The organism is Pantoea sp. X-Soil-TKNS-1207 (assembly GCF_059730485.1).
Genome location: NZ_AP035958.1, coordinates 1,035,682 through 1,051,192, shown reverse-complemented (window position 1 = coordinate 1,051,192; position 15,511 = coordinate 1,035,682). Strand labels below are relative to the sequence as shown.

The following is a 15,511-nucleotide window of genomic DNA, read 5'->3' as shown; positions in this document are numbered from 1 at the left end:
GTCACAAAATCATAAGAGGGAAAGATGTCATCAGCATCACTTACTGAACTTGACGCGCGTTACCACTATGCCTGCGATGTCGCCAAAGCGGCGGCCAGTCGCGCATTGTCCTGGTACCAGCAACGCCATCAACTGGTGATTGAACATAAGAAGGATCTTCAGGATGTGGTCAGCGAAGCCGACCGCAATGTGGAGCAGCTGATTAAAACCCTGATCGCCGAACGCTTCCCGGAAGACGCGGTGCTGGGCGAAGAGAGCGGCGGTGATACTCAGGGCGCGCGCTTTATCTGGGTGGTGGACCCGATTGACGGCACCAGCTGTTTCATCAATGGCCTGCATAACTGGTGCGTATCGCTGGCAATCGTCTGTGAGGATGAAGCGGTGATTGGCGTGGTGTGCGATCCCAATCACCACGAACTTTTCCATGCCTGCCGCGGGAAAGGGGCCTGGGTTAACGACAAACGTATTCAGGCGCACAGCGCCCAACAGCTGAATCAGGGCGTGCTTGGCATCAGCAGCGCCAATAGCCAGCCAGCCGAACCGCTGACTACCTTTATCTCAGCCCTGCTGCAACAGGGCGGGATGTTTATCCGCACCGGCTCTGGCGCGCTGATGAGCGCCTGGGCCGCCGCCGGTCGCCTGATTGGCTACTACGAAGCGCATATGAATCCGTGGGATGGTCTGCCGGGGATCGTGCTGATGCGCGAAGCGGGCGGCGTCACCAATGATTATCTCGGCAATGACGGGCTGAAACACGGCAACCCGGTGCTGCTCGCCAATGCGGTGCTTTATCCGCAGCTGAAAGCGATGCTGCCCGCCTCTTCTCCCCACCTGTAAAGAAAGGATGCGTTAATGTCAGTACGTTCTTCCCTGCTGCTTGCCAGCACGCTGTGGTTGCTGGCGGGTCAAAGTCAGGCTGCCGATACTTACCAGCTGGAAAAAGTGGTGGAAATCAGCCGCCACGGTGTGCGTCCTCCCACTCCCGGCAACCGCAAAGATATGGAACAAGCCACCCAGCGCGCCTGGCCGCAGTGGAGCACCGCCGACGGCGAACTCACCGGCCACGGCTATGCGGCGGTGGTGAACAAAGGGCGCTGGGAGGGCGAGCATTATCGCCAGCTCGGCCTGCTGACGCACGGCTGCCCGACCAGCACGGACATTTACGTGCGCGCCAGCCCATTGCAACGCACCCGCGCCACCGCAGAAGCGCTGGTTGATGGCGCGTTTCCCGGCTGCGGCGTGGCCATTCATCATGTGGACGGTGACACTGATCCGCTGTTTCAGACCGACAACCTGGCGTTCGCCCGCCCCGATCCAGACAAAGAACAGGCGGCGATTGCCGCTAAAGCGGGCGATCTGGCGGCCCTGCAACAACAGCTCCAGCCCGCGGTGCAGCTGCTGAAGCAGGCGGTTTGCGCCCACGGTGACGACTGCGCATTCTTCGCCCGCCCCTGGCAGCTGAAGCAAACCAAAAGCGGCCACACTTACGTGCAGGGGCTGAGCGTGATGGCCAATATGGCGGAAACCCTGCGCCTCGGCTGGAGCGAAAATCTGCCGCTCAGTCAGCTGGCGTGGGGCAATATCACCTCGGCCAGCCAGATTACCGCGATCCTGCCGCTGCTGACCGCCAACTACGATCTCAGCAATGACGTTCCCTACGTGGCTCAGCGCCGCGGCTCGATCTTGCTGGAGGCCGTGCTTAACGGACTGGAGAAAGGCGTCAGCACGCAAAGCAATGCCACGCCGGATACCCGCTGGCTGCTGCTGGTGGCGCATGACACCAATATCGCTATGGTCCGCACCCTGATGAACTTTAGCTGGCAGCTGCCGGGCTATACCCGCGGTAATATCCCGCCGGGCAGCAGCCTGGTATTTGAACGCTGGCGCGATCGGCAAACCGGCGAACGTTTCCTGCGTATCTATTTCCAGGCACAAAGTCTGGATGATCTGAGACAATTAACGCCGGTGGACGCGCATCACCCGCTGCTGCGCCAGGAGTGGCATGAGAAAAACTGTCGGATTACCACGGTCGGCACGCTATGCCCTTATCAATCGACCCTGAATAGCTTCAGCCAGGCGCTGGATAAGCAGGCGATAATTCCCGTCGATTACCCGCACTGATTGTTCGCTGCGCATAGGGTCACCCTTTATGACAACCCTATGCGCACTTAACTAACAACATCACAACCTTAAAGATTTCGTCAGCTTTTGGTCCGCAGTACCTGAGGATTTTCTATATTTCTCGTCAGTGATACGCATTTTCGTCCCTCCGGGTTAACCTGTAACCGTCAAACATCCCTTTATTTCTTATTTTTTTACCCTTGTTTTTCGGCGACAGGATTCGCCGATTTATTTTTATTTATTCGCGTCAGGAAATTATATTCCTGCGAAAATATCTCTGGGTCGCATTATGACTAAACCGGGTATTCACCGCTATCGCGCGGACATTGACGGCCTGCGTGCCGTCGCTATTCTGCTGGTTGTATTATTCCATTCTGGTGTCACCTCCCTGCCGGGGGGATTTATTGGTGTTGACCTGTTCTTTGTTATTTCCGGGTTCTTAATTGGCGGCATCATCAGCCGGGAAATAGCCGAAGGACGCTTCTCTTTTTATCAATTCTACTTACGCCGTATTCGCCGTATCGCGCCCGCGCTATTTTTTATGATGGCGGTATTGCTGCTGCTCGGCTACATCCTGCTGTCGCCGCTCGAATTCAGCCAGCTGGCGAAATATAGCGTCGCGGTCTTCATCTCGGTGCCCAATATGTTGCTGCTGAAAAGCGGTGACTATTTCAGTAGCGATTCCGATCTCAACCCGCTGCTGATGACCTGGTCGCTCGGCATCGAAGAACAATTCTACGTGGTGCTGCCGTTTATCCTGTTGCTGGCCGCGCGCTTCCGGCGTTCGATGGCCGGGGTGATTGTGATCATCAGTGCCGCCTCGCTGCTGGCCTGCCTGTGGGTGACGCCTTTCGCCAGCACCCATGCATTTTATCTGCTGCCGACCCGCGCCTGGGAGCTGGGCGCAGGGGTGCTGCTGGCGCTGTGGCTACCGCAGCCGCTGGCAGGCCGGGTCGCCAGTGGCTGTAACCTGCTTGGCTGGCTGCTGATTGCCGCTTCCGCCGTGCTGATGACCAAAGAAGATAATTTTCCCGGCTGGCTCGCCATTATCCCGGTGGTCGCGGGTTGCCTGATGATCGGCGCACGCGGTCGCCTCAACCAGCTGCTGCTGGAAAACCGTGTGATGCGCTTTATCGGTGCCGTCTCCTACTCCTGGTACTTATGGCACTGGCCTCTGCTCAGCCTGGCCCGCATCTGTAGCGATCATCCGTTAACCGCATGGCAGGGCATCGCCATCAGCGCCCTCGCCCTGTTTATTGCCTGGCTCTCCTGGCGCTTTGTTGAGCAGCCGTTCCGTCACCCACAACGCGCCACGCGCCTGGTGATCCCGGTTTACTGTGCCTCATCGGTGCTGGCGGCGGGCGCCATGCTGGTGCTGTGGCAGACCGGCGGCATGAAATATCGCGTCAGTGAGCAGGTGGTCAACGGCGAATCCTGGAAGATTGCGGCGCAACGTAACCCCTGCCTGCTGGATTACGGCGCCAATTTGCCGTCGCTGAATGCCGAGTGTCATCCGCAGACCGATCGCCCCGGCGTCGCATTAATCGGCGACAGTCACGCCGCCGCGCTGCGTACCTCGGTGGCAGGCTATGCGGTGCGTCAGCATAAACCGCTGTTCCAGCTGACCAAAGCCTCCTGCCCGTTCCTGATCGACGTGACACGCGTGGTTCATCAGGTGCCAAACCATGCACAGCAGTGCGTTGATTTTAATCGCGAAGTGCTGAAGATGGTGTTAAGCGATAAGGTTGATGAGGTGGTGATCAGCGCCTACTGGGCATCCGGTATGAGTATCCTGCCCGGATCTGGCTTCCGTGAACTGGCGCATCCGGAAAAAAGCAATCTGGAGGCGCTGAGAAGCGGCATGGATAAGGTCATCGCCCGGCTGCGTCAGGCCGGGAAGAAAATCACCGTGATTGAGGACGCGCCATCGCTGGATGTCGATCCGCTGCGCTTCAGCAATAACCGTAATATCCCGATCCGCCGCGAGCTGAGCGCCTGGCTGAGCCAATGGGAGGCCCCGCCGCTGCTGACGGAACGCACCAGCCAGTTTCAGTTGCCGGAAGAAGCGGTAGAAAGGTTGCTGAAAAGCTATGCCCAGGCCGGGGTGCGGGTGATGTCGCTGCGGGAGAATCTGTGCAATGACCACGGCTGCATGATCACCAATGATGGCCTGCCGCTGTACTACGACAACAACCACCTCAGCCCCTATGGCGGCGAGATTGCGTTAGGGAAGAACTGGTAAAGAGGGGGAAGCGGCCAGCGGTGGCCGCTTTGCTATCGCACGCTGAGATTAGTTGGCGGAATGCACCGCTGCCTCCTCAATCAGTCGGGCTACCTCGTTCGGATGTGACAGAAATGCCACATGGCTGGCATTCACTTCGACGCTGGTGCTGCCCGCACGTTTATACATAAACCGCTCCAGCGCAGGATTCACCGTCTGGTCAGATGTTGCTACCAGCGCCCAGCTGGGTTTGGTTTTCCAGGCTGCGGCGGTAACCGGTGCGGTAAATGTGGCGACCGACGGCTGCACCTGGGAGCTGGCCATAAAGGCGGCTTCCGCCGGAGCGATATCGGCGGCAAATTCAGCACGGAACTGTGCCGGATCGATGTACAGATGGTTATCAGCGGTCTTTTTGATCGCCTTCGACGCCGCCGGGATTTTGCTGGTCAGGGTCGCCAGACTTTCCCCCACTTCGGGAACAAATGCGGCGATATACACCAGGCCGGCAACCTTCGGATCATTACCCGCCTGGGTGATTACTGCGCCGCCATAGCTATGCCCAACCAGAATGCTGCGGCCCTGCTGCATATCCACCACACGCTGCGTCGCCTGCACATCATCAGCAAACGTGGTTTCAGGCTCCTGAACCACGGAAACCTTATAGCCATCGCGGGTAAGAATGTTGGAAACCCCCTGCCATCCGGAACCATCAGCGAAATAACCATGTACCAGCACGATGTTTTTAACCGGCTGAGTGAGAGCGGCACTGGCGCCATAAGCGGTCAGTACCAGCGAAAATAACGCGACAGCACGAGCAAAACGAAAAGACGCTTTCATGATGTTTATCCTGATTATCGTTGACTAACAGCCTCCGGGGATGGAAACGTTACCCGGCTTAAGTAGGTAGCAGGAGATCGCCATCCCCTGCCCTTTTATCAGCGTGATAATGCTTCAATAAGACGGACAGCCGTTGCGGTAGAAGACGCCGGATTCTGGCCGGTAATCAGCAAACCGTCAGCAACGACGTATGAACCCCAATCAGGCCCACGGGAATAGACACCGCCACTGGCTTTAAGCATGTCTTCCACCAGGAAAGGCACCACGTCGGTCAGACCCACGCCTTCTTCTTCGCTATTGGTAAAGCCGGTGACGTGTTTACCTTCCACCAGCGGGCGGCCATTACTGGCTTTAACATCGCGCAGAACGCCAGGCGCGTGGCAGACCAGTGCCGTCGGCTTTTCAGCCGCAATGAAAGATTCGATCAGCGCAATGGAATGTTTGTCTTCTGCCAGATCCCACAGCGGGCCATGACCGCCAGGATAGAACACGGCGTCAAATTCAGCCTGAGAGACGGAGTCCAGACGGACGGTGGTATCAAGTTGCGCATTGGCGGCCGCATCGGCTTCGAAGCGACGCGTTAAATCGGTCTGGAAGTCCGGTTCGTTACTTTTGGGATCCAGCGGCGGACGCCCTCCTTGCGGCGAGGCCAGTACCACCTCAAAGCCAGCGTCTTTAAAGGTGTAATAAGGTGCGGCCAGTTCTTCTAACCAAAAACCCGTCTTGCGGCCGGTGTTGCCCAGTTGATCGTGTGAAGTCAGTACGAGTAATACTTTCATGGTAGTTCTCCTGAGATGACTAAATTGGTTTGCATGGAGTAGACCGGTCGTCTACATAAAAGTCCTAAAAAAAGCACTTCATACAGAAGTGCATCTCGTGGTGGCTGACACTCAATCAGGCAGTTTCAGCATTTGCCTGGTGGTCGCCATCGCTTTATCAAAAGGCTGAGTGTGACGAACAATTTTGACCATAATGCTGGCCCCCAACCATAACTGATAAAGACTCTGCGCCACATCCTGTGGCAGGCCCTCAATGGAGATGGAGCCTTCTGCCACGCCTTTCTCAATCGCGTGCGCCAGACGTTCCACAATCTGTGATGTCCCGCGCTGCAATGATAAACGCATCGGCTCCGACAGATCCGCCACTTCGGCCCCCAGTTTCACCGCCAGACATTTACCCTGACAATCCTGGAAAGACTGATTATGCTGCCACCCACACCAATAATGGGTGAGCTTCTGCGCCATCGTTAAATCGGGCTGACCTAAAACGATATCAAGTTCGTGCAGATACTCGAGGAAATAGGCTTCCAGCAAGGCTTCACCAAACTCTTCCTTCGAACCGAAATAGTGATAAAACGACCCTTTCGGTACCCCTGCGGCATCAAGGATCTCTTTTAACCCCACAGCGGAAAAGCCTTTCGCGCCGATTATCTGCCTGCCAAGAGCCAGAATACGGTCACGTACATTATGTGTATCTGAAACAGTCGTGTTGTTCATATGATGTAAACTACCCCGAATCCGACCGGTCGTCTAGTGTTTTTTTGTCTTAAGATTTCGATGATATCCTGGGTTGCTTTGCTATTCAGACTGGCCAGCCATCGCTTAAGCAAAAAATTAAGGCCCTGCCATTAAACTGGCGAGGGCCTGTTAACCGAAGAGAGGCTTAGCCTTTACGCCGCGCCAGCGGCCAGGCCAGCAACAGCAGCACAATCCATGCAAAGCCCACATAGAGCGATATGCGCGTGTCCGGGAAGTAGCCAATCAGGGCGATGATAAAGCCGAGGAACAGCACCCCCACCACCGCAGTCGCACTGCCGCCCGGCAGCGCGAATTGCAGCTTACCGGCTTCCTGCTTACCAATTTTGCGACGGAAGGCAATCTGCGACAGCAAAATCATGATCCACACCCAGACGGTGGCAAAGGTCGCCAGCGAGGCGATCACCAGGAACACCTTCTCCGGCATCAGATAGTTGAGATACACCGCAATCAGCATCGCCAGCATCATCACCAGCACCGTCACCCACGGAATGCCGCGCGCGGATACCTTCATAAATATCTTCGGCGCGTGGCCCTGTTGCGCCATACCGTGCAGCATACGCCCTACGCCAAACACGTCACTGTTGATGGCCGACAGCGAAGCCGTCAGCACCACAAAGTTCAGGATGGAAGCCGCTGCGGCAATGCCGAGATGCTGGAAGGTCAGCACGAACGGGCTGCCAGAGGTACCCACCTGGTTCCACGGGTAGATCGACATAATCACAAACAGCGTGCCGACGTAGAACACCAGGATACGCCAGGGAACGGAGTTGATGGCGCGAGGAATCGATTTGCTCGGATCTTTGGCTTCACCGGCGGTGATACCAATAATTTCGATGCCGCCATAGGCAAACATCACCATCTGCAGGGAGAGCAACATGCCGACCACGCCGTGGGCAAAGAAGCCCCCGTTGCTCCACAGGTTATGGATGCCAGTGGGCTGACCGCCGTTGCCGATGCCCCAGAAAATCATCCCGAAACCGGCAACGATCATGATAATGATGGTGGCGACTTTGAAGAAGGAGAACCAGAACTCCACTTCGCCAAACACCTTGACGCTCATCAGGTTGATGGCGCCGATAATCAGCACTACGCTCAGCACCCAAACCCAGTGCGGCACGTCCGGGAACCACACCCCCATGTAGATACCAAAAGCGGTCACGTCAGCGATAGCGACAATCAGAATTTCGAAGCAGTAAGTCCAGCCGGTGATATAACCCGCCATCGGGCCAAGATAATCCTGCGCATAGCGTGAAAAGGAGCTGGCCTGCGGGTTGTTGACCGACATTTCACCCAGCGCGCGCATGATGATATACGCCACCGCGCCGCCAATAATGTACGCCAGCAGCACACTGGGACCCGCCATTTTGATCGCATCGGCTGAGCCGTAGAACAACCCGGTGCCAATCGCCGATCCCAGCGCCATAAAACGGATATGGCGCGTGCTCAGTCCGCGTTTGAGCTTATTGGTTTCTTGCATAACAACAGTACCTTGAAAATGAAAAAACCACGGGCAGGCCCGTGGTCGAAATTAACAGCAATATCGCTTACTGGTGAACGGCGACCTGTTCGCGTCCTTTCACGCGATCCACCACCGCAGCAATCAGCAGCATCACCAGCGACGGCGGCAACCAGGAAAGTCCCTGATCGGCCAGCGGCAGATGCTGACTGAACAGCGGCAGCGCGTCTTTAAAGCTGGTGGTTTTGATGGCATCAACAATACCGAACAGCAGGCTGACCAGCATCGCCGGGGCGATGATGCGGCTGCTTTTGTTCCACCAGTTCAGGGTGAAACTCAGGACCACCAGCACGATGCACGGCGGATAAATCGCCGTCAGCACCGGGATCGAAATCTGAATCAGATGGCTCAGGCCGAGGTTCGACACCACCATTGAGAACAGACCCAGGATAAAGACCAGCGTTTTATACGACAACGGCAGGTATTGCGCAAAAAATTCTGCACAGGCACAGGTCAGGCCGACAGCAGTAACCATACAGGCGACGAAGATCAGCGCGGCAAGGAAGAAGCTGCCCATGCCGCCAAAGGTCTGCTGCACGTAAGCATGCAGAATCGCCGCGCCGTTCGCGTTTTGATCGACAATCGCGCCGCTGTCAGAACCGAGTTTGAACAGGCAAAGGTAAACCAGCGTCAGGCCGACACCGGCGATGATACCGGCCAGCATGGTATAGCGCGTCAGCAGGCGGGCATTTTCCACGCCGCGTGAGCGGGCTGCGTTGACGATAACGATACCGAACACCAGCGCGCCCAGCGTATCCATGGTCAGATAGCCGTTAACAAAACCGCTGGAGAAGGCGGCACGCTGATAATCGGCGGTCGCTGGTGAGAGACCACCAGCCGGCCACAGCAGCGCAGCGACACCGAGCACCGTCAGCGCGACGATTTTCAGCGGCGCAAGGAAGTGTCCTACGGTGTCCAGCAGTTTGCCCGGATAGAGGGAAATGACGATCACCAGCGAGAAGTAAATCAGGCTGTAGATAAACAGCGGCAGCGCGCCGTCGCCGGTCAGCGGGGCAATACCCACTTCAAATGATACGGTCGCAGTACGCGGCGTGGCGAACAGCGGGCCAACGGCCAGATAGCAGACAGTCGCCAGCAGCAGACCCGCAGCTTTGCCAATCGGCGAGCTGAGGGCATCGATCCCCCCACCCACGCGCGCCAGCGCGATAACCGTCATCACCGGCAGACCCACCGCAGTGATCAGGAAGCCAAGGGCGGCAATCCAGACATGTTCGCCAGACTGAATACCCACCATCGGTGGAAAAATAATGTTGCCTGCGCCGACAAACAGGGCAAACGTCATGAAGCCCAGCGCGAGGATATCTTTCGAGGTTAAACGATGTGTCATAACTTCTGTACTGCCTGTAGCTGATGTTGCGGTGAAAGTTGAGTTTGTGTTGTCCCCTGACCACGCCAAAAACAACGGCTTAACAGGCAATGCCAGCGCGTTATGCTCGCCGAATCGTTAAAGCGCAGGTGATTTAAACTGCTTTTCTTCTGTTCACAGAGGGATGAATTGACAACGGCGCGTAGTAAAACGTTTATAGCGAAGAAAGGCAATACGGGATCGGAAAACCAGAAGGATATAGCACTAAAGCGATAAAAAGCAGTGAATCAATATAGATAAGCTCGAAAACGCATCAGATGATTTGTTTAAACTTTCTCCATCACGAAAGATATCCTTGCATAAGCGCCCTTTAATATGCACAAAAGGCGCGATTTACGCGCCTGTTTGCACAACTTTACAGCATCACCACACCTGATTTGCGATGTCGACCACCAGACGAATCTTCTGCCACTGCTGATCTTCGCTCAGGCTGTTGCCCTCTTCGGTAGAGGCGAAGCCACACTGCGGGCTGAGGCAGATTTGTTCCAGGCTGACGAACTGTGCCGCTTCCTGTAAACGAGCCTTCACCTGCGCCGGATCTTCCAGCTCTCCGGTTTTGGTGGTGATCAGACCCAATACCACCTGCTGATGGCCCGGCTTGATAAAGCGCAGCGGTTCAAAACCACCGGAACGTTCGTTGTCATATTCGAGGAAGAAGGCATCGATATTGACGGTGCCAAACAGCACCTCCGCCACCGGCTCGTAGCCGCCTTCTGAAATCCATGTTGAGCGGAAGTTGCCGCGACAAACATGCAGGCCCACGGTCAGATCCGCCGGTTTACCTTCCAGCGCAGTATTCAGCACCTGAGCGTAGGTGCGCGCCAGTTCCTGCGGATCTTCACCACGCTCGCGGATCTGCTGCTGTTGCTCGCTGGAGCACAGGTACGCCCAGACGGTATCGTCGAGTTGCAGATAACGGCAGCCCGCAGCGTAAAACGCCTGGATAGCGTCTTTATAGGTCTGCGCCAGATCGGCGAAATAGGCTTTCAGATCCGGGTACACGGTGGCGTCGATTACCTTACGGCCACCGCGGAAGTGCAGCACGCTTGGGCTGGGAATGGTCATCTTCGGCACCGCATCACCGGCGATGCTTTTCAGGAAACGGAAATGCTCCAGCATCGGATGGTTCGGGTTGAAGGCCACTTTACCGGTGACTTTCACGCCGCGCGCTTTAGTCTGCACACCGTTAAACTGAATGCCCTGATCCGCTTCGTAACGCTCCACGCCAATCAGATCGTCAAAGAAGTCGAAGTGCCACCAGGCGCGACGGAATTCGCCGTCGGTAACCACTTGCAGGCCATTGGCGCGCTGCTGATCGACCACATGGCGGATCGCCTCGTCCTCAACCTGACGCAGCTGAGCGGCATCAATTTCACCATTAGCAAACTGCTCGCGCGCCTGCTTAATGGCAGCGGGACGCAGAAAACTGCCGACGGTATCGGCGCGGAACGGGGCGGTTACTCGTTGCATGATCACTCCTGGCTAAAGCCGTAAACGCATGGTTGCGTCAGGGTATAATTTCGCTTGGTTATCTTTAGCCATCTGGATGGCTATATGGCTAAGGAGAGTGACATGCTGTGACGAAATGGGCAAACGAAGAAAATTCAGCTGTCATGAAGAAAATTCATGTTCAGATGCTCGTTCTTCAATTTTCCTCAATGGCGGCGCGCGCCGCCGCCATCTGGCTGTCAGACAGCGGCAGATACCCGGCTTCGCTCACCCGGCGCTGTCCCTCGGGGGATAACACCCGATGCAGAAAGGCCGAGACCAGTGGTGGCAGCGGTTTGCCGGGCGCTTTATTGACGTAGATAAACAACGGACGCGACCACGGATAGCGGCCGCTGCGAATCGAATCGGCATCGGGCATAACGCTGTCGCCGCTGGCGGTCACCACCGGTAACGTCTTCACGCCGCTGAGATGAAAGCCAAAACTGGCGTAGCCAATGCTGCCTGGCGCGGCGGCCACCGCCTGAACCACGGCGGCAGAACCGGGAAACTCAGCCACGTCGGCGCGGAAATCCCCTTTACATAGCACCTGCTGCTTGAAGAAGCCCCAGGTGCCGGAGGCGGAGTTGCGGCCGTAACGCTGGATGCTACGCGTGGCCCAGTGCGGGTCGCTCAGCCCCAGATCGCCCCAGCGCTGCGGCACCCGCTGCGCGCCGCACAGACGCGTCACCGAGAACAGCGCATCGAGCTGCTGCGGATCGATACGCGTCAGCGGATTGTCCTGGTTAACCACCACCACCAGCGCATCCAGCGCCACCGGCACCGCCAGCGGCGGATAGCCATAACGTGAGGTGAATAACTGGCGTTCATCAGCCTGCATCGGGCGGCTCATGGGGCCGAGTTGCGCTGCGCCAGCGGCCAGCGCAGTCGGGGCGGTGGAGGAACCCGCCGCCTGCACCTGCACATTGACGCCAGGTGACTGACGGCTGAAATCCTCGCCCCACAGCGTCATCAGATAACCGAGGGTATCGGAGCCAACGCTGCTCAGATTGCCAGCCAGCATGGTTTGTTGCCCCTGCGCCAGCACAGAGAACGACAGCAAAATGAACAGCAACAACGATTTCATGCAGGATTTCCGTGACGGTTTTTTGAGTAATCTGGATCTGTTAAAGCGTTCACCTTATGCGTAGCGGCACGATAAATCGCGCCGCTACGGAAGGAGCCTTAACTGAATGACATTACGACAGTTATTGCGTCACATTCTCCCGTATCCCGCTGGCGACAATCAACCGTGGCGGCAGGATAAAGCTAAAGCAGGTCTCCTGATGCGGCACGCTGGTGATCTCCAGTCGGGTGTTGTGATGGCCGAGCGCATGTTTAACGATCGCCAGTCCCAGACCGCTGCCGCCGGTGGCGCGCGAACGCGCTTTATCCACGCGGTAGAAGCGTTCAGTCAGGCGTGGCAGGTGTTCAGCACTGATACCGGGTCCGTTGTCGCACACTTTAAACTCGGCACCCTGCTTATTACGCAGCCAGCTGATGTCGATACGGGTGCCATCCGGCGTATGATTCACCGCGTTATACACCAGGTTAGAGATGGCGCTACGCAGTTGCTCATCATTGCCCAGCACCCTGAGATGCGGATCGGTATGGAAATGGATCTCATGACGGCCCTGGCTGAGGGTTTCCGCTTCACGCTGCAACAGCAGCAGCATGGTCGGCACATCAACGGTTTCTTTCATATCGATGGCGGGTGCCGCTTCAATGCGTGACAGCGTCAGCAACTGTTTCACCAGGCTATCCATGCGTCGCGTCTGCTCCTGCATGGTCTGAAGCGCTTTGCTGCGGGAACGTTCGTTCATCACCGAATCGTTCATCATCTCCAGATAGCCCTGCAACACGGTCAGCGGCGTGCGCAGCTCATGGCTGACGTTGGCGAAGAAGTTACGCCGCGCGCCTTCCAGCTGGTGCATTTGCGTGACGTCGCGCGCCACCATCAGCCACTGCCCTTCACTGTAGGGCATGACGCGAAACTCCATATGGTGCTGATTGTTCAGCACCAGCGTCAGTGGCTTATTGAAATCGCGCTGGCGAATATAGCGGGAGAATTCCGGGTAACGCAGCAGGTTAAGGATGTTCTGACCGTTATCTTCCGGCCAGCGCAGACCCAAATGCTGCTGCGCCAGACCGTTACACCAGAAAATGGTGCCCTCTTCCGTGGTGAGGACTACCGCATCCGGTAACGACTCGGCCCCACTGCGAAAGCGTTTGATCAGGTTGCCCAACTCGCGACGGCGTCGCCGGTTGCGCAGCTGCATCTGATACAGCCCGTAAAACAGAGGTTCCCAGCTGGCGCGCCCGCCGGGCGGCGTCATGGATCGATCGACCCACAGCCAGTGCGACAGCCGCATCAGGTTCCAGCAGTGCCACAGCAACACGCCAAGCACCGTCACCAGCAGCAGCCAGGGAAGATAACCAAACAGCAGACCGAGAATCAATGCTGGCAGACAAGCCAGCACCAGCTCGGTCAGTAATCTCTTCCAGGAGAGTCGTTCCAGCACGGTAAAGACTCCGTTTAGTAGCGGGCAGAGAAACGATACCCTGTTCCGCGTACGGTTTGTACCATGCGATCGTGGCCGGAGACCTCCAGCGCTTTACGTAAACGACGGATATGCACATCGACAGTACGATCTTCGACATACACATTGGTGCCCCAGACATGGTTCAGCAGCTGCTCGCGGCTGTAAACGCGTTCCGGGTGGGTCATAAAGAAGTGCAACAGTTTGTATTCGGTCGGCCCCATTTCCAGCGGCGTGGTTTCAGACATCACCCGGTGTGATGAAGGGTCGAGGCTCAGCCCCTGCATCTCAATCACCTCTTCCACCGCCATCGGTGAAATACGGCGCATCACCGCTTTGATACGTGCCATCAACTCTTTGGGTGAGAACGGTTTGGTGATGTAATCATCCGCGCCCACTTCGAGTCCGCGTACGCGATCTTCCTCTTCGCCGCGCGCTGTCAGCATCATCACCGGGATATCACGCGTCATCGCTTCACGTTTCAGATGCTTAATAAACTGGATGCCGCTCCCGCCGGGTAACATCCAGTCGAGCAAAATCAAATCAGGCCAGGGTTCGATAAGCTTCCCCACTGCGCTGTCATAATCTTCTGCCTCAATTGGCTGGTAATCATTTTGTTCCAGTACGAAACATAACATTTCACGGATGGGAGCTTCGTCTTCCACAACCAAAATGCGCTTAGCCATTATTACTCCTGCTGATATGACGGCTGTCACTGGGATTTGCGGCGTCATTATGCGTCAGTTTTATGACACTTTTATGAAAAAACCAACGGGTAAAATTGCGCACAAAGAGAGAATTGTGACAGCCGAAACAGGATTTTAGTCTGACTGAGGGAAAAGGACAGGCAGGTGATTGTTAAGGAAAACTGTTCTTTACCGGCCGGACCAACGCAGGCGCCAGCCGGGCAGGCCGTTTCCTGGCTTATGGCGACGGGCGATCCGTTTCGTAATTTGATGCGCTTACCACCGCCATGGCAGATTTCAGGTCAGCAAATTCCGCTTTCCCCAGCACCTCATTACGTATAGCAAGGAATTCCTCATGCGACATCTTCTCTGCAAAATCCGGTGCCGCGTTAGAGAGATGCCAGGCATCATCGAGATTCGCCAGAGCGAATACTATCGCCATTTTTTCAAATTCATCCCCTTTCTGCCAGGTTTGATGCATGACATCGACAAATACATTCAGGAATTCTTTCACATTCTTCGGTCTGAATGCATCAAGGTAAAACACATGCGCACGTTCAACAACGTGTTCCCCTCGCGTTATTGACGACATTGCTAACGTTGTCATTACGACAAAATCCGGCAGGCAATTACGCGCATCGTAATTAAAATCTTTCTTTATTACCATCGACAACAGACCTTGCTGTAAACACGCTGAGAATTGCGGATTATCAGGTGTACGTCTGGAATAGCGTTGCTGCGCAGGCAGAATAAAGAATCGGCCGGTAGCCATACAATATTCGCCATCCTGACGCGTTCTGGCTTCGTTGATTTTCGCCTGCACCGCCTGCGTAAATTTAACTAACTCACCGGCGGGAGGAACCTGATGGTCGAAAGGTCTGATCAATATCTTGCTGCCTCTATTCTCGTTATAAATAAGGGTATCAAAGAATTCACCCACCTCCAGCAGCGGCCGGGGATTTATATTTAAAACACGCTCTTCAAGTTGAGAAACAAAGGATGTTAAATCGAAAAATGATGCCATTCCGCCACTGGAATTCTGTACTATATTTATATTCTCCGCAACGGCAGTCGCAGGCCGATCATTATTACCCGCCGCATCCACCCTGGTATTGGAACCAGCAATGCCTGATAGATTAATCATATTTTACGTCTCCTGATAAAAAAGAGACTCAGTTAA

13 protein-coding genes are annotated in these 15,511 nt (G+C 55.9%); 3 read left to right on the top strand and 10 right to left on the bottom strand.

Going from position 1 to position 15,511, the window contains the following annotated elements; genetic code table 11:
* Positions 1–24 precede the first annotated feature (24 nt).
* The 3 genes from AC6I8V_RS04725 (at position 25) to AC6I8V_RS04715 (ending at position 4,363) form a co-directional block, all read left to right on the top strand.
* Positions 25–837 (top strand): inositol monophosphatase family protein, encoded by an 813-nt coding sequence (locus AC6I8V_RS04725; protein WP_497844768.1) that lies wholly within the window; start codon positions 25–27, stop codon positions 835–837.
* A 15-nt stretch (positions 838–852) separates the two neighbouring features.
* Positions 853–2,121, top strand: a complete 1,269-nt coding sequence (locus AC6I8V_RS04720; protein ID WP_497844767.1) for a histidine-type phosphatase — start codon at positions 853–855, stop codon at positions 2,119–2,121.
* A 289-nt stretch (positions 2,122–2,410) separates the two neighbouring features.
* Positions 2,411–4,363: an acyltransferase family protein gene (locus tag AC6I8V_RS04715; protein ID WP_497844766.1), complete on the top strand. Its 1,953-nt coding sequence runs from the start codon at positions 2,411–2,413 to the stop codon at positions 4,361–4,363.
* Between the two features lie 48 nt (positions 4,364–4,411).
* Here AC6I8V_RS04715 and AC6I8V_RS04710 read toward each other — a convergent pair whose 3' ends face one another.
* From AC6I8V_RS04710 to AC6I8V_RS04665, 10 genes are all read right to left on the bottom strand, one after another.
* Entirely contained in the window at positions 4,412–5,179 is a 768-nt protein-coding gene (locus tag AC6I8V_RS04710; protein WP_497844765.1) for an alpha/beta fold hydrolase, read from the bottom strand.
* A 98-nt stretch (positions 5,180–5,277) separates the two neighbouring features.
* The gene (locus AC6I8V_RS04705; RefSeq protein ID WP_497844764.1) at positions 5,278–5,958 is read right to left on the bottom strand and encodes a type 1 glutamine amidotransferase domain-containing protein; all 681 of its coding nucleotides are present in this window, start codon (positions 5,956–5,958) and stop codon (positions 5,278–5,280) included.
* 111 nt (positions 5,959–6,069) lie between these two features.
* Positions 6,070–6,675 (bottom strand): TetR/AcrR family transcriptional regulator, encoded by a 606-nt coding sequence (locus AC6I8V_RS04700; protein ID WP_497844763.1) that lies wholly within the window; start codon positions 6,673–6,675, stop codon positions 6,070–6,072.
* 166 nt (positions 6,676–6,841) lie between these two features.
* On the bottom strand, positions 6,842–8,194 hold the full coding sequence (proY, locus tag AC6I8V_RS04695) for a proline-specific permease ProY (protein ID WP_497844762.1): 1,353 nt from the start codon (positions 8,192–8,194) through the stop codon (positions 6,842–6,844).
* A 67-nt stretch (positions 8,195–8,261) separates the two neighbouring features.
* Positions 8,262–9,581, bottom strand: a complete 1,320-nt coding sequence (gene brnQ / locus AC6I8V_RS04690) for a branched-chain amino acid transporter carrier protein BrnQ (RefSeq protein ID WP_497844761.1) — start codon at positions 9,579–9,581, stop codon at positions 8,262–8,264.
* 402 nt (positions 9,582–9,983) lie between these two features.
* The gene (locus tag AC6I8V_RS04685; protein WP_497844760.1) at positions 9,984–11,090 is read right to left on the bottom strand and encodes a cobalamin-independent methionine synthase II family protein; all 1,107 of its coding nucleotides are present in this window, start codon (positions 11,088–11,090) and stop codon (positions 9,984–9,986) included.
* A 175-nt stretch (positions 11,091–11,265) separates the two neighbouring features.
* Positions 11,266–12,192: a PstS family phosphate ABC transporter substrate-binding protein gene (locus AC6I8V_RS04680; protein ID WP_497844759.1), complete on the bottom strand. Its 927-nt coding sequence runs from the start codon at positions 12,190–12,192 to the stop codon at positions 11,266–11,268.
* Between the two features lie 121 nt (positions 12,193–12,313).
* Positions 12,314–13,627 carry a phosphate regulon sensor histidine kinase PhoR gene (phoR, locus tag AC6I8V_RS04675; protein WP_497844758.1) on the bottom strand — a complete coding sequence of 438 codons (1,314 nt, stop codon included), beginning with the start codon at positions 13,625–13,627 and terminating at the stop codon, positions 12,314–12,316.
* Positions 13,628–13,641: 14 nt separating this feature from the next.
* Positions 13,642–14,331 carry a phosphate response regulator transcription factor PhoB gene (gene phoB / locus AC6I8V_RS04670; RefSeq protein ID WP_003852491.1) on the bottom strand — a complete coding sequence of 230 codons (690 nt, stop codon included), beginning with the start codon at positions 14,329–14,331 and terminating at the stop codon, positions 13,642–13,644.
* 238 nt (positions 14,332–14,569) lie between these two features.
* Positions 14,570–15,475 (bottom strand): hypothetical protein, encoded by a 906-nt coding sequence (locus AC6I8V_RS04665; RefSeq protein WP_497844757.1) that lies wholly within the window; start codon positions 15,473–15,475, stop codon positions 14,570–14,572.
* Positions 15,476–15,511 lie beyond the last annotated feature (36 nt).